The sequence below is a fragment of the Geodermatophilus sp. CPCC 205506 genome (assembly GCF_051383635.1).
Lineage (GTDB): Bacteria > Actinomycetota > Actinomycetes > Mycobacteriales > Geodermatophilaceae > Geodermatophilus.
On record NZ_JALPKP010000019.1, the window covers coordinates 1 to 19,924 of the forward strand.

Below are 19,924 nucleotides of genomic sequence, written 5' to 3' on the forward strand. Positions count from 1 at the left end.
ACGCGGCTCCGGCCGGCGGGCGGCACGGGCGGCGGCCCGGGCGGCGCGACGGGCGGCCAGCCGCTCCCGACGCGCGGCGGCCCGCAGCACCAGCAGGTAGGCGACCACCAGGACGTCGAGCACGCCGTGGGCGATCCACACCCAGGGGCTCCACACCAGCGCGCCGACCAGAGCCAGCAGCGCGAGCGCCACCAGCCCCGCCAGCATCCGCCGGCGCACCGCGTGGACGTCGACCCGCAGCTCGCCCGAGGTCAGCAACGCAGCCCGGTCGATCGAGACGCGCTCGGTCTCGGCGTGGACCGCGGGGTCCACCGTCCGTCGCCGTTGCAGCGTCCGGCCGGAGTCGGCCAGGCCGGCTCGAGCCGTCTGCGCATCACCGCGGGTCACCACCATGGGCACCAGCACGACGAACCACAGCACGACCAGCGCGGCCAACAGCACGCCCGATCCCATCCAGAACACCACCCGTCACATGAGTCACTCGCCCGGCGAAGTTAAGGCCTGCGGTCACCCGGACGAGGGAGGCGCGCGGGCGTGTCACTGATGTGTTGTGTGACTGGAGTGCCGGTGGGGCGGCGTGTCGACATGGAGCCACCCGGGGACCGGTCGGGTGCGTGGTATGCGGGCGCGCTCAGTGCGGCGCGCGGGCCCGCCACGTGGCGAGGACGCCCTGGGGCGAGTCCTCGGCCAGCAGCGCGAAGGTGAGGTGGTCGCGCCAGTCGCCGTCGATGTCCAGGTACCGCCGCAGCAGCCCCTCGGACCGGAACCCCAGCCGCTGCACCAGGCCCTGGCTCGGGCCGTTCTCCGGCCGGATGTCGGCCTGCAGCCGGTGCAGCCGCGCCGGCCCGAACGCGTGGTCGCACACCAGGGCCACCGCCAGCGAGGCCATGCCGCGCCCGGCGACCGACCGGTCGATCCAGTAGCCCAGGTTGCCCGAGCGCAGCGCTCCCCGGACGACGTTGTCGATGGTCACCTGGCCGGCCAGCCGGCCCTCGACGCGGACGACGAACGGCAGCGTCGTCCCCGCCGCCGCCCGCCGCAGGACCGCCCGGCGCATCGCGCGGTAGGCCTGCGGGGTGTGCCGGGCCGACCACGGTGCGGCCGCGGTCGGCTCCCACGGCGACAGCCACGCCTCGTTGGCCAGCCGGACCTGGCTCCACTCCTCGGCGTCCCGGCGCCGAGGCGGGTGCAGCTCGACCGGTCCCCACGCCAGCCGCGCGGGCCAGCCGGGGTGCAGTGCGGGATCGACCACGAGTCGGTCAGCCGCCCAGCAGTAGGGGCATGACGGTGACCAGACCCCCAGCAGCCACCTCGGTGACGTCGTCGTCGACGACGATCAGGCAGTTGGCCCGCGCCATGCGGGCGAGCATCGCCTCGTCGCCGTCGCCGAGCGGCTCGACGACGTAGCCGCCGTCGGGGTGGCGCATGACCTGCCCGTGCAGGTACTGCCGGTAGCCCAGCGGCGAGAGCAGCCGCTCGGCGGCGATCGCCTGGACGGTGCGGCGGAACAGCTGCCGCTTGCCGAGCATCAGCCGGATGGCCGGGCGCACGAACACCTCGAAGGCGACCAGCGCCGCCACCGGCTCCCCGGGCACGCAGATCACCGGGACCGAGTCGCGCCCGAGCCGGCCGAACGCCTGCAGCGGGCCCGGGTGCATGGTCACCTGGGCGAAGTCCATCTGGCCGAGCTCGGTCAGCACCTCGCGCACCATGTCGCCCTCGGTGGCGAGGGTGCCGGCGATGAGCACCAGGTCGCTGCGGAGCAGCTGGCTCTCGATGACCTCGCCCAGCCGCCGGCGGTCGGCGGGGAGGATGCCCCACCGGTAGGCCTCCGCCCCGGCGTCCCGGGCGGCCGCGGCGAGCGCGTAGCTGTTGACGTCCACGACCTGCCCGGGGGCCGGCGAGGTGCTGATCTCGACCAGCTCCGACCCGGCGGACAGCACGGCCACCCGCGGCCGGGGGCGCACCTGCACGCGGTCGCGCCCGACCGCCGCGAGCAGGCTGATCTGCGCCGGCCCGATCGGGGTCCCGATCTGCACCGCGGTGGTGCCCGGCGCGACGTCGTCCCCCGCGCGGCGCACGTAGCCGCCGGCCTCGACCGGGGCGTGCACGGCGACGGTCACCGCGCCGCGGTCGGTCCACACCGCCGGGACGACGACGTCGGCGCCGAGCGGCAGCATCGCCCCGGCGGCCACTTTCTGCGCCATGCCGGGGCCGATGGACGTCGTCGCGGTGGGGCCGGCCACCGTCTCGCCGACCACGGACAGCAGGGCCGGCTCGGCGAGGCTCGCGCCCTCCACGTCCAGGGCCCGCGCGGCGTACCCGTCGAGCGCGGCCTGGTCGAACGCCGGCAGCGCCCGCTGGCTGACCACCTCCTCGGCGCAGAGCAGGCCCTGCGCGTCGAGGACGGCGAGCTCGATCGGGTCCGGCTGCGGCACCGCGGACAGGATCTCGTCGAGGTGCTGCTCGACACCCCGCGGCACGGCCGGCTCGGGTGTGGCCGGAGGCGGCGGCACCTGTCCGCGGTCGATCGCGCTCGTCTCGTGCTGGGGGGCCGGCGCCTCGCGCACGGGGGTGCCCTGGCGGAGGTCCAGCGCCGTGGTGTCCCGCTGCCGCGGGAGCGTCCCGCCCGTGTCGTCCTCGATCATCCCCACCACGGCGGTCGATGTTCCCCCTTGACGGCCGAGGATCAGGCCTCCGACGCGCCCGTGTCCGGCAGGTCGGCGACGAACTCGGTCAGCCAGGCCCGCAGCGGGGGCCCGAGGTCGTCGCGCTCGGAGGCCAGCTGGATGACCGCCTTGAGGTAGTCCAGCCGGTCGCCGGTGTCGTAGCGGCGGCCGCGGAAGACCACGCCGTGCACGGGCTCACCGCGCTCGACGAGCGTCGCGAGGGCGTCGGTCAGCTGGATCTCGCCGCCGCGGCCGGGGGCGGTCTCCCGGAGCACGCCGAAGACCTCGGGCGCCAGCACGTAGCGGCCGATGATCGCCAGGCTGGACGGCGCCTCGTCGACCGGCGGCTTCTCCACCAGGCCGGTGATGGTGACGACGTCCCCCTCGGCGTCCTCCACCGCCACCGCGCCGTACTTGTCGATGTTCTCGGGGCCGACGTCGAGCAGCGCCACGACCGAGCCGCCGTGCTCGGACTGCACCTGCAGCATCTGCTCGAGCAGGTGGTCGCGGGCGTCGATGATGTCGTCGCCGAGCAGGACGGCGAACGGCTCGTCCCCGACGAAGGCCGCCGCCTGCAGCACCGCGTGGCCCAGCCCGCGGGCCTCCCCCTGGCGGACGAAGTGCACCTGGGCCACGTCGGTGGAGGCGTGCACCGCGCTCAGCCGCTCGGCGTCGCCCTTCTTCTCCAGGGCGGTCTCCAGCTCGGGGTGGCGGTCGAAGAAGTCCTCGATCGCGGCCTTGTTGCGCCCGGTCACCATGAGCACCTCGCCCAGGCCCGCCCGGGCGGCCTCCTCGACGATGTACTGCAGCGCCGGCCGGTCGACGACCGGCAGCAGCTCCTTGGGCACCGCCTTGGTGGCGGGCAGGAAGCGGGTGCCCATCCCGGCCACGGGGATGACGGCCTTCCGCGTCGGTCGGGGGCTCGCAGTCGCCATGTGCGGAGCCTAATCAGGGCCCGGGCGTCCGGCCCCGGCGTGCCGGGGACCAAGGCTTGGCTAGCCTTCTGAGGTGACCCTCCCGGACGACGTGGCCGCCGCCAAGGCCGCGCTGCGCGCCGACTTCCTGGCCCGGAGGAACGCCCGCCCCGCCGGGGAGCGGACCGCCGCGACAGCCGCGCTGACCGCCGCGCTCCTGCGCGGGCTGGCGGGCGTGCGGACCATCGCCGCGTTCGCCCCCGACCCGGCCGAACCCGGGGCCGGGCGGCTGCCGGCCGCCTACACCCAGCTGGGCGCGCGGGTGCTGCTCCCCGTCGTCCCCACCGAGGGCCACGAGCTCGGCTGGGCGGTCGACAGGGGCCGGCTGGCACCGGGGCGCTTCGGCCTGCTGGAGCCGGTCGGGCCGCGGCTCGGGCCGTCGGCGATCGGCGCCGCGGAGGTCGTCGTCGTCCCGGCGGTGGCGGTGGCGCGCTCCGGCGTCCGGCTGGGCCGCGGCGGCGGCTACTACGACCGGGCGCTGCGGCACGTCCGCGCCGACGCCCGGCTCGTGTCGCTGGTCTTCGACGACGAGCTGGTCGACGACCTGCCGTCCGAGCCGCACGACCGCCGGGTCACCGCGGTCGTCACCCCCTCGGGAGGCTGGCAGGCGTTACCGCCCGGTCACTGACACAGTGATCACGCCCGTCGTCGCCGATGCCGAGGGAGCGCTCGATGTCACCCGAGATCGTCACCATCATCGCCCTCGTGGTGATCTTCGCGATCGCCACGTTCCTGCCGATCAACATGGGCGCGCTGGCCTTCGTCGCCGCCTTCGTGGTGGGCACCCTCTCCGTGGGGCTCACCACCGACGAGATCCTCGCCGGCTTCCCCGCCGAACTGGTCCTGACCCTGATCGGGGTCACCTACCTGTTCGCGATCGCGCAGAACAACGGCACCGTCGACCTGCTGGTCCGCGGCGCGGTGAAGCTGGTCGGCGGCCACGTGGCGGCGATCCCGTGGATCATGTTCTTCGTCACCGCGGTGCTCACCGCGATCGGCGCACTCTCCCCCGCCGCGGTGGCGATCATCGCCCCGATCGCGCTGACCTTCGCCGCGCGGCACGGGATCAGCCCGCTGCTGATGGGCATGATGGTCATCCACGGCGCCCAGGGCGGCGGCTTCTCCCCCATCAGCGTCTACGGCGTCACGGTGAACGACATCGTCGAGGAGGCCGGCCTGCCGGACGCCTCGCTGCAGGTCTTCCTCGGCAGCCTGTTCTTCAACCTCGCGATCGCGCTGGTGCTCTTCTTCGTGCTCGGCGGCCGCAAGCTGATCGGCCGCAAGGTCGACGCCGAGCCGCTGACGCACACGGAACACGCGCACGGGACCCTCGTCCGCGGGCACGGCGCCGCGCCCGGCCCCGGAGTGGGCGGTGACGACGACGAGCACATCCACCCCGACCAGCCCCGCCCCGTCTCCCTCGAGCAGATCCTGACGCTCGTCGGGCTGGCGGTCGTCGCCGTCCTCGCGCTCGTCTTCGACCTCGACATCGGGTTCGTCTCGATCTCCGTCGCCGTCGTCCTGGCGCTGTTCTCCGCGCAGCAGCACAAGGGCGCGGTCACCCAGATCAGCTGGAGCACCATCCTGCTGATCGCCGGGGTGCTCACCTTCGTCTTCGTGCTCCAGGAGGCGGGCACCATCGACTACGTCGGCGAGGCGGTCACCGGGATCGGCGCACCACTGCTCGTGGCCCTGCTGCTCTGCTACATCGGCGCGGTGGTGTCGGCGTTCGCGTCGTCCGTCGCGATCATCGCAGTGGCCATCGCGCTCGCCGTGCCCTTCCTGCAGGCCGGCGACATCGGGGCCGTGGGCGTGGTGGTCGCCCTGTCGGTGTCCTCGACCATCGTCGACGTGAGCCCGTTCTCGACGAACGGCGCGCTGGTCCTGGCCAACGCGCAGGACGTCGACCGTGACCGCTTCTACAAGCAGATCCTGAGCTACTCCGCGATCGTCGTGGTCGCAGGCCCGCTGCTGGCCTGGCTGACGTTCGTCGTCGTCCCGTCGTTCTTCTGATCGGAGCTGAGACCCGACCATGTCCGGACCCCTGGACGGCGTGCTCGTCGTCGACCTCACCCGTGCCCTGGCCGGGCCGCACGCCGGGATGATGCTGGGCGACCTCGGCGCCCGCGTGATCAAGGTGGAGAACCCCGGCAGCGGGGACGACACCCGCGGGTGGGGCCCGCCGTTCGTGGACCCGGACCAGGGCGACCGCGAGTCGACCTACTTCCTGTGCACCAACCGGAACAAGGAGTCGGTCACCCTCGACCTCAAGGACGACGGCGACAAGGCCCTGCTCACCGAGCTGGTCCGGCGGGCCGACGTGCTGCTGGAGAACTTCCGTCCCGGCACCCTGGCCCGCCTCGGCTTCGGCACCGACGTCCTGGAGTCGCTCAACCCGCGGCTGGTGACGCTGTCGATCAGCGGGTTCGGTCACGACGGGCCCGAGGGCGGGCGGGCCGGCTACGACCAGATCGCGCAGGGCGAGGGCGGCCTGATGTCGCTGACCGGGTCCGGACCGGACGACCCGCAGCGCGTCGGCGTGCCGATCGGTGACCTGCTGGCCGGCATGTACGGCGCCTACGGCGTACTGGCCGCGCTGCTGGAGCGGGAGCGGACCGGCCGCGGCCAGGTGGTGCGCACCTCGCTGCTCGCCTCGATCGTGGGGGTGCACGCCTTCCAGGGGACGGCGTGGACGGTGGCCGGCGAGGTCGGCCGTGCCCAGGGCAACCACCACCCGTCGATCGCGCCCTACGGCCTGTTCCACTGCGGGGGCGGCAGCGTGCAGCTCTCCTGTGGGTCGGAGGGGCTGTGGCGCAAGCTGTGCACCGAGTTCGGCCTGGACCCCGACGCGCCCGGCATGGCGACCAACGGCGAGCGGGTCGGCAACCGGCAGCAGGTCATCGAGCTGCTCGAGCGGGCCTTCGCCGAGATCTCCCCGGAGGAGCTGCTGGCCCGGCTGGCCGCGGCCGGGATCCCCGCCGGCAAGGTCCGCACGATCGACGAGGTCTACACCTGGGACCAGACGCTGTCCCAGGGCCTGCTCGTAGACGTCGAGCACCAGACGCTGGGCCCCCTGCAGCTCCCCGGCCCGCCGCTGCGGTTCTTCGCCCCCGGTCCGGACGGCGAGACCGAGACCACCCGCCGCGACCACGCCGCCCCACCGGTGCTCGGCTCGTCGAACGAGGCGATCCGCGCCTGGCTGCGGCGGTGACGCGGCCGCTGGATGCCCGCGCGCTGCGGGACCTCGTCCTCGACGATGGCTCCTGGAAGACGTGGGACTCGCCCATCACCGTCGGCGAGGTCTCCCCCGAGTACGCCGCCGAGCTGGCCCGCGCGGCGGAGAAGTCCCGCCAGGACGAGGCGATCATCACCGGGGAGGGGCGGCTGCGCGGCCGCCGGGTGGCGGTCATCGCCGGGGAGTTCGGCTTCCTGGCCGGCTCCATCGGGATCGCCGCCGCCGAGCGGCTGATCGCCGCCGTCGAGCGGGCCACCGAGGAGGGGCTGCCGCTGCTGGCCGCGCCGGTCTCCGGCGGCACCCGCATGCAGGAGGGCACGGTCGCGTTCCTGCAGATGATCGGGATCACCGCGGCCATCGCCCGGCACAAGGAGGCCGGCCTCCCCTACCTGGTCTACCTGCGGCACCCGACGTTCGGCGGCGTCCTGGCGTCGTGGGGCTCCACCGGGCACGTGACGATCGCCGAGCCCGGCGCCTCCGTCGGGTTCCTGGGCGCCCGGGTCTACGAGGCCCTGTACGGCGAGCGGTTCCCCGAGGGCGTGCAGACCGCCGAGAACCTGGCCGCGCACGGGCTGATCGACGCGGTCGTGCCGCACGAGGAGATCGCCGACGTCGCCGACCGGGCGCTGCGGGTGCTCGCCGCGCGGCAGACCTGGCACCACGACGTCCGCGACGCCGAGCGGCCCCGCCCCGAGGACGGCCGCGACACCGACGACCCCGAGGACGGCCGCAGCGCGTGGGACGTCGTCACCGCGTCACGTCGGGAGGAACGGCCCGGCGTCCGGCGGCTGCTGCGGACGGCGGCGACCGACATCGTCGGGCTGTCCGGCACCGGCGCCGGCGAGAAGGACCCCGGCCTGCTGCTGGCGCTGGCCCGCTTCGGCGGGGCACCGTGCGTCGTCCTCGGACAGGACCGGCGCGGCCAGTCGCTGACCGCGCCGCTCGGGCCGGCCGCGCTGCGCGAGGCCCGCCGCGGGATGCGGCTGGCGGCCGAGCTGCGGCTGCCGCTGGTCACGCTGATCGACACCCCCGGCGCGGCGCTGTCCAAGGAGGCCGAGGAGGGCGGGCTGGCCGCCGAGATCGCCCGCTGCCTGCAGGACCTGGTGATGCTCAAGGCGCCGACGCTGGCGGTGCTGCTCGGCCAGGGCACCGGCGGCGGCGCGCTGGCGCTGGTGCCGGCCGACCGGGTGCTGGCCGCGGCCAACGGCTGGCTCGGCCCGCTGCCGCCGGAGGGCGCCTCGGCGATCGTGCACCGGACCGTCGACCGCGCCGGCGAGATGGCCGCGTCGCAGGGGGTGCGGGCCACCGACCTGTGGCGGGCCGGGATCGTCGACCGCGTGGTGCCCGAGCGGCCCGACGCCGCCGACGAGCCGGTGGAGTTCTGCCGCCGGCTGGGCCGGGTGCTGGGCGAGGAGCTGGCCGACCTGCTCGGCAGGGACGACGGCGAGCGGTTCCGCAGCCGGCTGCACCGTTACCGGCACCTGGGCCGCTGAGCCCGGGTCCCACGCGTGGACCGACGACCCGTCGTCCTTCCCGCGTCACCTGTCGTGAGCGACCCCGGACAGTCCCCACGACGCGGCCACCAGCTCCAGGCTGCGCAGCCGCTCCACCACCCCGTGGGTGGACGCCGACAGCATCAGCTCGTCGGCCCGGGTGTCGGCGGCCAGCCGGCGCAGCTGCGCGACGACGGTCCCGGGATCCCCCACCACGGCGTTGCTCGACATCTCCTCCGCCGCCGCCCGCTCCGGGTCGCGCTCGGCCTCCTCGAGGGTGGGCACCGGGCGCAGCCGGTTGGTGCGGATCGCCAGCCGCATGAGCTTCCCGGGCAGCGCGAGCCGGCGGGCCTCCTCCTCGGTGTCGGCGGCGAGCGCGTTCGCCGTCACGATGGTGTACGGCTGCTCCAGCACCGGTGAGGGCCGGAAGGTGTCGCGGTAGAGCCCGACGGCGGTCAGCACGTTCGCCCCGCCGAAGTGGTGGGCGAAGGCGAACGGCAGCCCCAGGTGACCGGCCAGCTGGGCGGAGAAGCCGCTGGAGCCCAGCAGCACCACCTGCGGTACGGACGCGGCCGCGGGAGTGGCCCGGAACCGCTCGGCCAGGCCGCCCTCCACGCGCGGGTCCCCGAAGAGGCCGAGCAGGTCGATGAGGTGCTGCGGGAAGTCCTCGGCCGACAGGGCCGCCGGATCGCGGCGCAGGGCGAGCGCGGTCTGCTGGTCGGTGCCCGGCGCGCGGCCGATGCCGAGGTCGACCCGGCCGGGGTGCAGCGCCTCGAGCAGCGCGAACTGCTCGGCCACGACCAGCGGCGCGTGGTTGGGCAGCATCACGCCGCCGGAGCCGACCCGGATCCGCTCGGTGACCGCGGCCAGGTGGGCGATGAGCACGGGCGGGTTGGTGCTCGCCACGGCCGGCATGTTGTGGTGCTCGGCGACCCAGATCCGGCGGAAGCCCAGCCGGTCGGCCGCCCGGGCGACCCGCGTGGTGGCCGCGAGGGCGTCGGCGGTGGTCTGCCCCGAGCCGACGGTGGCCAGCTCGAGCACCGACAGGGGCAGCGGCCCGGCGTCCATCAGCCGGCGTCGGCGCCGTGCTCGACGCGCAGGCTGTGATCGGGGTCGAGCTTCTCCAGGACGACCTCGAGCACGTCGCCGAGCGCCGTCGTCTGCTCGTCGGTCAACGGGTCGAAGAGGGCGGCCCGGACCGCCTGGACGTGGCCGGGCGCGACCGCGCGGACGACGTCCCAGCCCTCGTCGGTGAGGACGGCGACGTTGCCGCGGCCGTCCTCCGCCGAGCGCTCCCGGCGCACCCAGCCGCGCTCCTCCAGCCGGGCGACGGTGTGCGACAGCCGGCTCTGCGACTGGTTGGCCCGCCGGGCCAGGTCGCTCATCCGCCGGCTGCGCCCGGGCGCCTCCGACAGCATCGCCAGGACGACGTAGGCGGCGTGGGTGATGCCGGCATCGCGCTGCAACTGGGCGTCGAGCACGCGGGGCAGCACCTCGGCGACGGTCAGCCAGACACGCCACGTCCGCTGCTGCTGCTCGTCGAGCCACTCCTGAGCCACGACCAGCACGCTACTGGTGGAACGGGCCCGCTTCGTCAGTGTCGGTCCGGGCGATACGCCGCCCAGTGCCGGTCGATGGCGACGTCGAGCTCGCCGAAGGGGAAGTCCTGTCCGTGCTCGTCCCGGAACACCTCCAGGAACGTCAGGACCGCGCTGCCCTCGTCGGGCGTCAGGCCGTCGACACGGTCGCGGAACAGCGCCATCGGCTGTCCCGAGTCGAACCACCCCAGTTGCTGTTCCCGTAGGAGTTCCACCGCCGCCGGGTCCACCGGCGCCACCCCGCTCGGGAGCCCGCCCAGCCGGTCGAGCGACGCGACGACGTCGTCCCGGGACGGCTCGGTGAGGGCGTCGACGAGCTCGGAGGCGAAGACGCTGATCGACGCGTAGTGGGTGAGCGCGAGGTCCATGAACGCCGGCAGGTAGTACCGGAACGCCGCCGGCGTCAGCGCCCAGAGGTTGCCCTCGAGGACCTCGCGGAGGTCCTCGACCGTCACCTCCGACACCGTCCGGCCGGCCAGCACCTCCCGCACCCGGTCGCCGTCCTCCCCGCTCCGCGGGCGCACGAGCTGTCCCGGCGCGGGGCGGAGGCGCGCGGCGAAGGCGTCGAGGAACCGGGACCCGGGCGTCATGGGGGCTGCCGATGCCGCTCAGGCGGAGGTGGAGCCGCCGGACGACAGCGCGTCCCGGAGCGCGACCAGCAGGACGATCACCGCCGCCGCGGCCGACGCGACCAGCGCCGCCTCCGCCGCCGCGGCAGCCGCCGCCGCGATCGCCGCCGCGATGGCCTCCGCGAGGGCGATCACGGCCACGACGAGGGCGACCACCGCCGCGATGACGACGGCCGCGGCAGCGGCCACGATCGTGGCCTCGATCGCCGCCCGAGCCGCCGCGACGACCGCCGCCATCGCCTCGACCAGGCGCTGCGGGCAGTTCGATCCCTGGAAGAACCGGTAACACCGGTTCAGCATGTTGACCTTGGCCTGCAGCTGGGTCTGGTGTCCGGTGTCGCCGCCGCGGAAGCAGGTGTAGGCGACTGCCACGCGGGCGGCGATCTCCGCGCTGATGGCCGCGATCTTCGCGGCGAGCAGGTGGCAGCTGTCCCCCGCCGTGCAGGCTCCGAGCCCGCTGACGACCGCCTTGGCGGAGGTGACCGACAGCCGGAGGGGGAGGTACTTGGCCCAGGAGCAGTCCCCCGGCGGCATCATCCCGTCCCCCGGCAGTCGCTGGAGGGCTGTGCCCGGCGCGGCCACCCGTTGCAGGGTGACCCCCTCGGGAACCGTGCCGTCCCCGGCGGTGGCGGGAGTCCCCCTCGCGGTGTCCGCCGTGGCCACGGCACCGGCCCCGGTGCGCGCCGTCCCCTCGGCGGCGTGTGCGGCGCGCTGCTCGGGGGAGCAGTCGCACGCCACGGGACCGCAGCGCTGCACGGTCGGCGCTCCCCGCACCGCGTGCGCGGCCGGCCGGCCCGACCCGGCCAGCTGCCGCGCCACCGCCTGGTTGCCGGCCGCACGGTGGAGGCCGAGCACCGACGGCGGGCCGCTGGGGCTCGCCGCCGAGGGTGGGCGCCGGGTGCGTGCGTGCACCACGGCGCGTGCGGTCTGGTCCAACTGCCGCGTGTTCATCCGTCGCCCCGTCGGTAGTCCCACGTGGATCCTGGCCCCGACGGGCGGGGCCGACAAGCCCCGCTGCCACTCCGCGAGGCGCGCGCGGCGTGGCACGATCGCGCAGGTGACCAGCGGACCGGCCCTGGACCAGCACCTGCGCGACCTCGCGCGGCTGCGCCGGGTCCGCGACCGCATCGACCGGGAGTACGCCCAGCCGCTGGACGTCGAGGCGCTCGCCCGCGGCGCGCACGTGTCGGCCGGGCACCTCAGCCGTGAGTTCCGGGCCGCCTTCGGCGAGTCGCCCTACGCCTACCTGATGACGCGGCGCATCGAGCGGGCGATGGCACTGCTGCGTCGTGGCGACCTCAGCGTGACCGAGGTCTGCTTCGCCGTCGGCTGCTCGTCGCTGGGCACCTTCAGCACCCGCTTCACCGAGCTGGTCGGTGTGCCGCCCAGCGTCTACCGGCGCGAGGCGGCGCAGGCGACGGCGGGGATGCCGTCGTGCGTGGCGAAACAGGTGACCAGACCGGTCAGGAATCGAGAAGCACCGGCCCCCGAGCCGTCCCTAGCGTGACGGCCATGGACATCACCATCCACTCGAGCTTCCTCCCGCACAGCGACCCGGACGCATCCCTCGCCTTCTTCCGCGACACCCTCGGCTTCGAGGTCCGCCTCGACGTGGGCTACGGCGGGATGCGGTGGATCACCGTCGGCCCGCCCGGCCAGCCCGACACAGCCATCGTCCTGCACCCGCCGACCGCCACCCCGGGCCTCACCGACGACGAGCAGCGCACCATCCTCGAGCTCATGGCCAAGGGCAGCTACTTCGGCGTCAACCTGGCCACCGAAGACCTCGACGGCACCTTCGCGAAGCTGGAGGGCAGCGGCGCGGAGGTCGTCCAGGAGCCCACCGACCAGCCGTACGGCGTCCGCGACTGCGCCTTCCGCGATCCCGCGGGCAACATGATCCGGATCCAGCAGCTGCAGTGAGCCCGGCGGCGGGTGACGTGGACGGTGTCCGGGTCCACGTCACCCGGTCCGGCGCAGCACCGGTCCTGCCGACCCGGCCGATCAGGTAGACAGCAGACCGGCGCCGCGACCGCCCCGACGGATGGAGACACGATGAGCACCGCCACCAGCACGGACTCGGAGGCGCCCGCGCCGCACGTCGCCGACGCCCACGACCTGATCCGCGTGCACGGCGCACGCGTGAACAACCTCAAGGACGTCAGCGTCGACCTGCCGAAACGCCGGCTGACGGTCTTCACCGGTGTCTCCGGCTCGGGCAAGAGCTCGCTGGTGTTCGACACGATCGCCGCCGAGTCGCAGCGGCTGATCAACGAGACCTACAGCGCCTTCGTGCAGGGCTTCATGCCGACGCTGGCGCGGCCGGAGGTCGATCTGCTGGAGGGCCTGACGACGGCGATCATCGTCGACCAGGAGCGGATGGGCGCCAACCCGCGCTCCACCGTCGGCACCGCCACCGACGCCAACGCGATGCTGCGCATCCTGTTCAGCCGGCTCGGCCGGCCGCACATCGGCCCGCCCAACGCGTACTCGTTCAACATCCCCACGGTGCGCGCCAGCGGTGCGATCACCGTCGAGCGCGGGGCCAAGACCAAGGCCGAGAAGGCGACCTTCACCCGCCTCGGCGGCATGTGCCCGCGGTGCGAGGGCATGGGCGCGGTCACCGACTTCGACCTGACCGCGCTGTACGACGACACCAAGTCGCTCGCCGAGGGCGCGCTGACCGTCCCGGGCTACAGCATGGACGGCTGGTACGGCCGGATCTTCAGCGGCGCCGGGCTGCCCATGGACAAGCCGATCGGCCAGTACACCAAGAAGGAGCTGCACACGCTGCTCTACGGCGAGCCGACCAAGATCAAGGTCGAGGGCGTCAACCTCACCTACGAGGGGGTCATCCCCAAGATCCAGAAGTCGATGCTCTCCAAGGACGTCGACGCCATGCAGCCACACGTCCGGGCGTTCGTGGAGCGGGCGATCACGTTCACCACCTGCCCCGAGTGCGACGGCACCCGGCTGGCCCCGGAGGCCCGCTCGTCGAAGATCGAGGGCAAGAGCATCGCCGACGTCTGCGCGATGCAGATCAGCGACCTCGCCGGCTGGATCCGGGGCCTCGACGAGCCGTCGGTGGCGCCGCTGCTCGCCGGGTTGCAGCACCTGCTCGACTCGTTCGCGCGGATCGGGCTGGGCTACCTCTCGCTCGACCGGCCGGCCGGCACCCTGTCCGGCGGCGAGGCGCAGCGCACCAAGATGATCCGCCACCTCGGCTCGTCGCTCACCGACGTCACCTACGTCTTCGACGAGCCGACGATCGGGCTGCACCCGCACGACATCGCGCGGATGAACGAGCTGCTGCTGCAGCTGCGCGACAAGGGCAACACAGTGCTGGTCGTCGAGCACAAGCCGGAGGCGATCGCGATCGCCGACCACGTCGTCGACCTCGGCCCGGGCGCCGGCACCGGCGGCGGCGAGGTGGTCTTCCAGGGCACCGTGGCGGAGCTCCGCACCAGCGGCACGCTGACCGGGCGGCACCTGGACGACCGGGCCGCGCTCAAGCCGTCGGTGCGGACGCCGAAGGGGGCGCTGGAGGTCCGCGGCGCCGCCACCCACAACCTGCGCGACGTCGACGTCGACGTGCCGCTCGGGGTCCTGGTCGTGCTCACCGGCGTGGCCGGCTCCGGCAAGAGCTCGCTGGTCCACGGCTCGGTCGCCGCCCGCGAGGGCGTGGTGGTGGTCGACCAGGGGGCGATCCGCGGGTCGCGACGGAGCAACCCGGCGACCTACACCGGCCTGCTCGAGCCGATCCGCAAGGCGTTCGCCAAGGCCAACGGCGTCAAGCCGGCACTGTTCAGCTCCAACTCCGAGGGCGCCTGCCCCACCTGCAACGGCGCCGGCGTGATCTACACCGAGCTGGGCGTCATGGCCACCGTCGAGTCCACCTGCGAGGACTGCGAGGGGAAGCGGTTCCAGGCCGAGGTGCTGGAGTACACCCTCGGCGGCCGGAACATCGCCGAGGTGCTCGCCATGTCGGTGACCGAGGCCGAGGAGTTCTTCGGCTCCGGCGAGGCCCGCACGCCGGCGGCGCACGCCATCCTCGACCGGCTCGCCGACGTCGGGCTCGGCTACCTCGCCATCGGCCAGCCGCTCACCACGCTGTCCGGCGGCGAGCGGCAGCGGCTGAAGCTGGCCACCCGCATGGCCGAGAAGGGCGGCGTCTACGTCCTCGACGAGCCGACCACCGGCCTGCACCTCGCCGACGTCGAGCAGCTGCTCCGGCTGCTCGACCGGCTCGTCGACTCGGGCAAGTCGGTGATCGTCATCGAGCACCACCAGGCGGTCATGGCGCACGCCGACTGGATCATCGACCTCGGCCCCGGCGCCGGCCACGACGGCGGCCGGGTCGTCTTCGAGGGCACGCCCGCCGACCTCGTCGCCGGCCGCTCCACCCTCACCGGCGAGCACCTCGCGGCCTACGTCGGGAGCTGACCGGGGCCGGGCCGCCCTCAGCCGTCGCCGGACCCGGCGCCCTGGTCGCGCAACCAGGTGACCAGGGACTCCCGGCGGGTGTCGAGGGCGCCGGCGATGGCCAGCGGTGTCCGGTCGGTGTAGCCGGGCACCGCGTCGAGGCGGGCCCCGCGGGCCAGCAGCAACTCCGCGACCCGCCGCTGCCCGCCGTGGCAGGCCTGCCAGAACGCCTCGTCCAGCTGCGCCTGCGTCGCGGCCGGCGGGCCGTCGACCAGCTCCTCGACGCGCCCCGCCAGCCCCAGGGCGGCGGCGTGCCACAGCTTCTCGACCGGGGCGCCCCGGGCGACGAGCAGCCGCGCCGTGTGCCAGCAGCCGTACCCGACGGCGTCGTCGAGGGGGGTGCCGCCGGCGATGGACGCGCCGGTGGCCGCCAGGTCGGCGCCCCCGTCGATGAGCACCTCGGCGACGTCGGCGTCGTCGCTGCTGGCCGCCCAGTGCAGCGGGGTCTCCGCGTGCCCGGCCCCGGTCACCCGTGCGTCCGGGTCGGCGCCGGCGGCCAGCAGCAGCCGCACGACGGCCGGCCCGTTCGGGAAGTACCCGGGCCGTCGCAGGCCACGTGCAGCGGCGTCCGCGCGCAGCCGTCCCGGCCGGCCACCCGCACCGTGGCCAGCCCCGGGTGCTCGGCCAGCAGCCGGCGCAGGGCGGGCAGGTCCCCCTCGCGGACGGCGCCGACGAGCGCGACGGCCACCGGGTCGTCACCGGGCAGCGAGTCCATCGGCGGCCTCCGTCCGGGTGCGCTCGAGCGGCGTCGAGAGCCGGTCCCCGTGCGACGCACGGGTCACACATGCCGGCGGCACGTGGACGGACGCCGTTCGAGCGCGCATCATTGGCAGTCGCCGGGTGAGAGTGCCAGCCCGGCCCGTCCCCACGAGGAGCGCTCCCACCGTGCCCACCTACCAGTACGCCTGCACCAACGCCGACGGCAAGCACGAGTTCGAGGTCGTGCAGTCCTTCACCGACGCCCCGGTGACCGAGTGCCCGCAGTGCGAGAGCCCGGTGCGCAAGATCTACGGCTCGGTGGGTGTCGTCTTCAAGGGCTCGGGCTTCTACCGCACCGACAGCCGGTCCAGCTCGTCGGCCGGCGAGTCGGCGGGCGGCTCGTCGTCCAACGGCGCGAAGAAGGAGACCGCCGCGGCCGCCATCAGCTCGTCGTCCTCCTCGTCGTCGTCGAGCAGCTCCTCGACGTCCGGCGCGACGGCCGGCAAGGCCGCCGCGAGCTGAGCCCCGCGGGTCCACAGGCCCGCGGTCCCTCCACAGATCGGCGGTCGCCGGCCCGCGGGCGGCTGCCGGCCGCCAGCGTGGGCGCGTGATCCGCCTCCGCCGCCCCCGCTCCCTCCTCCACACCGGCCGCCAGGTCCTCGCCGGCCTGCTCGCCGCCACCGCGCTGGTGCTGGCGCTGCGCCCCGCGGCGCCGCCCGCAGGGCCCGGCGAGCCGGAGACCGCGCCGGTCGTCGTCGCCGCCGCCGACCTGCCACCCGGCGCCGTGCTCGCCACCGGCGACCTCGCCGTGGCCCGCTACCCCACCGCCCTGCGGCCGGCCGGGACGACGCCGGACCCCACGGCACTCGTCGGCCAGGCCCTCGCCGGCGGCCTCCGGGCCGGGGAACCGGTCACCGACGCCCGGCTGGTGGGCGCCGGCCTCACCGCACAGCTGGCGGCCGGCCAGGTGGCCGCGCCGGTGCGCCCGGCCGACGTCGTGGTCAGCGCCCTGGTCCGCCCCGGCGACCGGGTCGACGTGCTGGCGACGGCGCCGGACGCCGCGCGGGCCGAGGTGGTCGCCGCCGGCGCGCTCGTGCTCGCCGCCCCCGGGCCGGACGACGCCGGCGAGGGGCTGCTGCTGCTCGCCGTCGACGGCGCCACCGCCGCGCTCCTGGCCGCCGCCTCCACGACCGCGACACTGACGCTCAGCCTCCCGCCGCCGTGACGCGCCGGGAGCCGGTTGACCGGGAGGGAGCCGGGCCGTGGGTGGATGAGCCCATGATGAAGGGCTTCAAGGACTTCCTGCTGCGCGGCAACGTCGTCGACCTCGCGGTCGCGGTGGTGATCGGCGCGGCCTTCACCGCCGTGGTCAATGCCTTCGCCGACTCGTTCCTCACCCCGCTGATCGGGCTGGTGGGCGGGGGCGGCGAACTGGGCGGCTCCGTCGAGGTGAACGGCCAGACCTTCGCCTGGGGCGCCTTCGTGAGCCAGGTGATCACGTTCGCGCTCACCGCCGCGATCGTCTACTTCCTCGTCGTGCTGCCGGTGAAGGCGATCATCGAGCGGCGCAAGCGCGGCGAGGAGGCCGGTCCGGCCGAGCCGACGCAGGTGGAGCTGCTCGTCGAGATCCGCGATCTGCTGCGCGCGCAGCAGGGCGCCGGCCCCGGTCCCGACCCGTCGGGCCCGGGCACCGCGACGCTGCCCGGGCGGCTGTGAGACCTCAGTCGCTGCCCCAGTGCGGAGGGCGGTCCTCCAGGTAGCGGCGGTCGTCGCCGGCGCGCTCCTCGGGTCGCTCCCCCCAGCCGACGTCGCGGTCGTCCGGCGCCCGTTCGAGCGGGCCGCCGGCCGCGGGAGGGGGCGGCTCGACCGGCAGCCGGCCCAGCCCCTCGAGGACGACCGCCGACGGCAGCGCGGCCAGCACCGCGCCCGCGACCGCCAGCTTGCTGCCGCGGGTGCCGCTCCCGATCACCACGAGGTCCGCGGCGACGACCGCCGGGTCCACCAGCACCGGCCAGGACGGCGGCAGCCCGATGGGGGTGATGCCGCCGTAGGCCATCCCGCTCTCGGCCACCGCGACGTCCTGGGGCGCGAACGAGGCCTTGCGCGCCCCCAGGTGCCGCCGCACCAGTCCGTTGACGTCCGCGCGGGTGGCCGCCGGCACCAGGCAGGCCGCCAACATGGTCTGGCCGGCACGGCGGGCGGCGACCACCACGCAGTTGGCGGAGGACTCCATCGGCACCCCGTAGGCCTCGGTGAACGCGGCGGTGTCGGCCAGTTCGTCGTCGATCTCCGCCAGCCAGGCCGGCCCGGTGAGGGCGCCCAGCGCGGCGGCGACCGGGGCGGCCAGCAGGTCAGGCCGGTCGGTGGCCGGGATCCAGGTGAGGGAGCCGAGCTGCGGGGCGGCCGGGTGCGGGGTCACCCGGCCGATCCTGCCTCCTGGCCGGGTGCGGGCGGGACCGGGCCGGGCCTGCGCTGGTCGGGTACGCGATGGCCCGCGAGGATGGGCTCATGATCGGCCAGCTGCACTCCGTCGTCATCGACGCACCCGATGCCCACGCCCTCGCCACCTTCTACGCCCAGCTGCTCGGGTTGGAGGTCAGCAAGGGCGGCCCGGGCGACGACTGGGTGGTCGTCTCCGGGCAGGGCCACCGGCTGGCCTTCCAGCAGGCGCCGGACCTCCAGCCGCCCGACTGGCCGGATCCGGACCGGCCCCAGCAGTTCCACCTCGACGTCCGGGTGGCCGACGTGGAGGCGGCCGAGCCGGAGGTGCTCGCGCTCGGCGCCCGGAGACTGCCCGGCGGCGGGGGCGACTTCCGCGTCTACGCCGACCCCGCCGGCCACCCCTTCTGCCTGGTGTGGGACGCGTGAGCAGCGCGGACGGCACCGGCCTGCCCGCCGTCGACCTCGCCTCGACCAGCCGGTTCCCCGCGGCGTCCGGCTTCGAGCCCCGGGACGTCAGCGGCACCCGGGTGACCGGTGTGGTGGAGCTGGGCCCGGACCAGCACACACCGTGGGGTGTCGTGCACGGCGGGGTCTACTGCACGGTCATCGAGTCGGCGGCGAGCATCGGTGCGAGCGCGGCGGTGGTCGACCGCGGCCAGTTCGCCGTCGGGGTCAACAACAACACCGACTTCATCCGCAGCATGACCACCGGGCGGCTCGACGTCGTCGCGGAGCCGGTCCAGCAGGGGCGGACCCAGCAGCTCTGGCAGGTGCTGCTCACCCGGTCCGACGACGGCAAGCTCGTCGCCCGCGGCCAGGTGCGGCTGCAGAACGTGCCGCTGCCCGGCGCGTGAGCCGGGCGCGGGTCGCCCGGGCGGTCGCCGCCGCCCGGGCGGTGAGCGCCGCCCACGGGGTGGGGTGCGAGGACGCCCGCGTGCTGCAGGACGGCATCAACGTCGTCGTGCACCTCGCGCCGGCGCCGGTGGTCGCCCGGGTGGCCACGCTGACCCGGCTGCTGCGCCCCGACGTCGCCCGGCACCTCGGCCGCGAGGTCGCGGTGGCCGGCGCCCTGGCCGCGGCCGGCGCACCGGTCGTGCCGCCGAGCGACCTGCTGCCGCCCGGTCCGCACGAGCACGAGGGCACGGTGCTCTCGTTCTGGGCGCACGTGCCGGTGCTGCCCGAGGCGGTGACGCCGGCCGAGGTCGCCGGGGCGCTGGAGGAGCTGGAGGGGTCGCTGGGCGAGCTCGCACCGGCCGGCCGGCCGCTGGACACCCCGCTCGACGACCTCGCCGCCTTCGTCGAGCGGGGTGCCTCCTGGGGCGTCGAGCCGGCCCGGCTGGACCGCCTGGCCGCCCGGCTGGACGACCTCCGCCCGCGGCTGGACGGCGTGGCCGGCCAGCGGCACGGCGACGCCCACCCCGGCAACCTGCTGACCACCCCGCGGGGCCGGCTGTGGACCGACCTGGAGGACACCTGCCCCGGCCCGCGCGCCTGGGACCTGGCCTGCCTGCGGTCCACCTCCCGCCTGGACGGGCGGGCCGCCCTCGACGCCCTCCCGGACGCCCCGAGCGACGCCGAGCTGGCCCCGTGGCTGGAGCTGCGCCGGCTGCACGCGGCCGCCTGGTCCGTTGTCGCCGCGACCGGTCACCCGCGGCGGCGCCCGGCGGCACGGGAGCGGCTCGCCGCGGTCCTGGGCTGACGCC

The 19,924-nt window shown here is 75.1% G+C and carries 24 protein-coding genes; 13 read left to right on the top strand and 11 right to left on the bottom strand.

Features of this window, described 5'->3' with window-relative positions; translation table 11 throughout:
* The 4 genes from sepX to galU all read right to left on the bottom strand — a co-directional run.
* On the bottom strand, positions 1-453 hold a 453-nt coding region (gene sepX / locus MY520_RS12560; protein ID WP_436692441.1), incomplete at its 3' end, for a divisome protein SepX/GlpR.
* Between the two features lie 178 nt (positions 454-631).
* Positions 632-1,252, bottom strand: a complete 621-nt coding sequence (locus tag MY520_RS12565) for a GNAT family N-acetyltransferase (RefSeq protein WP_436692442.1) — start codon at positions 1,250-1,252, stop codon at positions 632-634.
* 7 nt (positions 1,253-1,259) lie between these two features.
* Complete coding sequence (glp, locus tag MY520_RS12570) at positions 1,260-2,648, bottom strand: molybdotransferase-like divisome protein Glp (RefSeq protein WP_436692443.1); 1,389 nt, start codon at positions 2,646-2,648, stop codon at positions 1,260-1,262.
* Between the two features lie 41 nt (positions 2,649-2,689).
* Positions 2,690-3,604, bottom strand: coding sequence for a UTP--glucose-1-phosphate uridylyltransferase GalU (gene galU / locus MY520_RS12575; RefSeq protein ID WP_436692444.1), 915 nt, complete (start codon positions 3,602-3,604; stop codon positions 2,690-2,692).
* 73 nt (positions 3,605-3,677) lie between these two features.
* On the opposite strand from galU, the gene MY520_RS12580 reads away from it, so the two are divergent.
* From MY520_RS12580 to MY520_RS12595, 4 genes are read left to right on the top strand one after another with little or no spacing between them, the layout of a single operon-like run.
* The gene (locus MY520_RS12580; RefSeq protein WP_436692445.1) at positions 3,678-4,271 is read left to right on the top strand and encodes a 5-formyltetrahydrofolate cyclo-ligase; all 594 of its coding nucleotides are present in this window, start codon (positions 3,678-3,680) and stop codon (positions 4,269-4,271) included.
* Between the two features lie 44 nt (positions 4,272-4,315).
* Entirely contained in the window at positions 4,316-5,656 is a 1,341-nt protein-coding gene (locus tag MY520_RS12585; protein WP_436692446.1) for an SLC13 family permease, read from the top strand.
* Between the two features lie 19 nt (positions 5,657-5,675).
* The gene (locus tag MY520_RS12590; protein ID WP_436692447.1) at positions 5,676-6,854 is read left to right on the top strand and encodes a CaiB/BaiF CoA transferase family protein; all 1,179 of its coding nucleotides are present in this window, start codon (positions 5,676-5,678) and stop codon (positions 6,852-6,854) included.
* Complete coding sequence (locus MY520_RS12595) at positions 6,851-8,371, top strand: carboxyl transferase domain-containing protein (protein WP_436692448.1); 1,521 nt, start codon at positions 6,851-6,853, stop codon at positions 8,369-8,371. The genes MY520_RS12590 and MY520_RS12595 overlap by 4 nt, the downstream gene beginning before the upstream one ends.
* Before the next feature lie 45 nt (positions 8,372-8,416).
* Here MY520_RS12595 and MY520_RS12600 read toward each other — a convergent pair whose 3' ends face one another.
* From MY520_RS12600 to MY520_RS12615, 4 genes are read right to left on the bottom strand one after another with little or no spacing between them, the layout of a single operon-like run.
* Entirely contained in the window at positions 8,417-9,439 is a 1,023-nt protein-coding gene (locus tag MY520_RS12600) for an LLM class flavin-dependent oxidoreductase (protein WP_436692449.1), read from the bottom strand.
* Positions 9,439-9,930 (bottom strand): MarR family winged helix-turn-helix transcriptional regulator, encoded by a 492-nt coding sequence (locus MY520_RS12605; RefSeq protein WP_436692450.1) that lies wholly within the window; start codon positions 9,928-9,930, stop codon positions 9,439-9,441. Before MY520_RS12605 ends, MY520_RS12600 begins: the two co-directional genes overlap by 1 nt.
* 35 nt (positions 9,931-9,965) lie before the next feature.
* Entirely contained in the window at positions 9,966-10,559 is a 594-nt protein-coding gene (locus MY520_RS12610; RefSeq protein ID WP_436692451.1) for a DUF6714 family protein, read from the bottom strand.
* 18 nt (positions 10,560-10,577) lie between these two features.
* Positions 10,578-11,513, bottom strand: coding sequence for a hypothetical protein (locus MY520_RS12615; protein WP_436692452.1), 936 nt, complete (start codon positions 11,511-11,513; stop codon positions 10,578-10,580).
* A 142-nt stretch (positions 11,514-11,655) separates the two neighbouring features.
* On the opposite strand from MY520_RS12615, the gene MY520_RS12620 reads away from it, so the two are divergent.
* The 3 genes from MY520_RS12620 (at position 11,656) to MY520_RS12630 (ending at position 15,041) form a co-directional block, all read left to right on the top strand.
* Positions 11,656-12,105: a helix-turn-helix transcriptional regulator gene (locus MY520_RS12620; protein ID WP_436692453.1), complete on the top strand. Its 450-nt coding sequence runs from the start codon at positions 11,656-11,658 to the stop codon at positions 12,103-12,105.
* 5 nt (positions 12,106-12,110) lie between these two features.
* On the top strand, positions 12,111-12,521 hold the full coding sequence (locus tag MY520_RS12625) for a VOC family protein (protein WP_436692454.1): 411 nt from the start codon (positions 12,111-12,113) through the stop codon (positions 12,519-12,521).
* 132 nt (positions 12,522-12,653) lie between these two features.
* The gene (locus MY520_RS12630) at positions 12,654-15,041 is read left to right on the top strand and encodes an ATP-binding cassette domain-containing protein (protein WP_436692455.1); all 2,388 of its coding nucleotides are present in this window, start codon (positions 12,654-12,656) and stop codon (positions 15,039-15,041) included.
* 17 nt (positions 15,042-15,058) lie between these two features.
* Here MY520_RS12630 and MY520_RS12635 read toward each other — a convergent pair whose 3' ends face one another.
* Complete coding sequence (locus tag MY520_RS12635; protein ID WP_436692456.1) at positions 15,059-15,592, bottom strand: ankyrin repeat domain-containing protein; 534 nt, start codon at positions 15,590-15,592, stop codon at positions 15,059-15,061.
* On the bottom strand, positions 15,547-15,795 hold the full coding sequence (locus tag MY520_RS12640) for a hypothetical protein (protein ID WP_436692457.1): 249 nt from the start codon (positions 15,793-15,795) through the stop codon (positions 15,547-15,549). The genes MY520_RS12635 and MY520_RS12640 overlap by 46 nt, the downstream gene beginning before the upstream one ends.
* Before the next feature lie 170 nt (positions 15,796-15,965).
* On the opposite strand from MY520_RS12640, the gene MY520_RS12645 reads away from it, so the two are divergent.
* The 3 genes from MY520_RS12645 (at position 15,966) to mscL (ending at position 17,495) form a co-directional block, all read left to right on the top strand.
* Positions 15,966-16,301 (top strand): FmdB family zinc ribbon protein, encoded by a 336-nt coding sequence (locus MY520_RS12645; RefSeq protein ID WP_436692458.1) that lies wholly within the window; start codon positions 15,966-15,968, stop codon positions 16,299-16,301.
* An 85-nt stretch (positions 16,302-16,386) separates the two neighbouring features.
* Positions 16,387-17,004 carry a Flp pilus assembly protein CpaB gene (gene cpaB / locus MY520_RS12650; protein ID WP_436692459.1) on the top strand — a complete coding sequence of 206 codons (618 nt, stop codon included), beginning with the start codon at positions 16,387-16,389 and terminating at the stop codon, positions 17,002-17,004.
* A 41-nt stretch (positions 17,005-17,045) separates the two neighbouring features.
* Positions 17,046-17,495: a large conductance mechanosensitive channel protein MscL gene (gene mscL, locus MY520_RS12655; protein ID WP_436692460.1), complete on the top strand. Its 450-nt coding sequence runs from the start codon at positions 17,046-17,048 to the stop codon at positions 17,493-17,495.
* 4 nt (positions 17,496-17,499) lie between these two features.
* On the opposite strand, the gene MY520_RS12660 is transcribed toward mscL, so the two are convergent.
* Positions 17,500-18,198, bottom strand: a complete 699-nt coding sequence (locus MY520_RS12660; protein WP_436692461.1) for a YbaK/EbsC family protein — start codon at positions 18,196-18,198, stop codon at positions 17,500-17,502.
* An 89-nt stretch (positions 18,199-18,287) separates the two neighbouring features.
* Between MY520_RS12660 and MY520_RS12665 the strand changes: the two genes are divergently transcribed.
* Genes MY520_RS12665 through MY520_RS12675 form a run of 3 tightly spaced genes read left to right on the top strand, consistent with a single transcriptional unit; the run spans position 18,288 to position 19,920 of the window.
* Positions 18,288-18,647: a VOC family protein gene (locus MY520_RS12665; protein WP_436692462.1), complete on the top strand. Its 360-nt coding sequence runs from the start codon at positions 18,288-18,290 to the stop codon at positions 18,645-18,647.
* The gene (locus tag MY520_RS12670; protein WP_436692463.1) at positions 18,644-19,075 is read left to right on the top strand and encodes a PaaI family thioesterase; all 432 of its coding nucleotides are present in this window, start codon (positions 18,644-18,646) and stop codon (positions 19,073-19,075) included. The genes MY520_RS12665 and MY520_RS12670 overlap by 4 nt, the downstream gene beginning before the upstream one ends.
* Entirely contained in the window at positions 19,072-19,920 is an 849-nt protein-coding gene (locus MY520_RS12675; RefSeq protein WP_436692464.1) for a phosphotransferase family protein, read from the top strand. Before MY520_RS12670 ends, MY520_RS12675 begins: the two co-directional genes overlap by 4 nt.
* Positions 19,921-19,924: the final 4 nt, after the last annotated feature.

Excerpts from the sequence above, each read along its gene's own strand:
- glp (WP_436692443.1), bottom strand. The coding sequence starts at position 2,648 with ATGATCGAGGACGACACGGGCGGGACGCTCCCGCGGCAGCGGGACACC.
- galU (WP_436692444.1), bottom strand. The coding sequence starts at position 3,604 with ATGGCGACTGCGAGCCCCCGACCGACGCGGAAGGCCGTCATCCCCGTG.
- MY520_RS12585 (WP_436692446.1), top strand. The coding sequence starts at position 4,316 with ATGTCACCCGAGATCGTCACCATCATCGCCCTCGTGGTGATCTTCGCG.
- MY520_RS12590 (WP_436692447.1), top strand. The coding sequence starts at position 5,676 with ATGTCCGGACCCCTGGACGGCGTGCTCGTCGTCGACCTCACCCGTGCC.
- MY520_RS12600 (WP_436692449.1), bottom strand. The coding sequence starts at position 9,439 with ATGGACGCCGGGCCGCTGCCCCTGTCGGTGCTCGAGCTGGCCACCGTC.
- MY520_RS12610 (WP_436692451.1), bottom strand. The coding sequence starts at position 10,559 with ATGACGCCCGGGTCCCGGTTCCTCGACGCCTTCGCCGCGCGCCTCCGC.
- MY520_RS12625 (WP_436692454.1), top strand. The coding sequence starts at position 12,111 with ATGGACATCACCATCCACTCGAGCTTCCTCCCGCACAGCGACCCGGAC.
- MY520_RS12630 (WP_436692455.1), top strand. The coding sequence starts at position 12,654 with ATGAGCACCGCCACCAGCACGGACTCGGAGGCGCCCGCGCCGCACGTC.
- MY520_RS12640 (WP_436692457.1), bottom strand. The coding sequence starts at position 15,795 with ATGGACTCGCTGCCCGGTGACGACCCGGTGGCCGTCGCGCTCGTCGGC.
- MY520_RS12665 (WP_436692462.1), top strand. The coding sequence starts at position 18,288 with ATGATCGGCCAGCTGCACTCCGTCGTCATCGACGCACCCGATGCCCAC.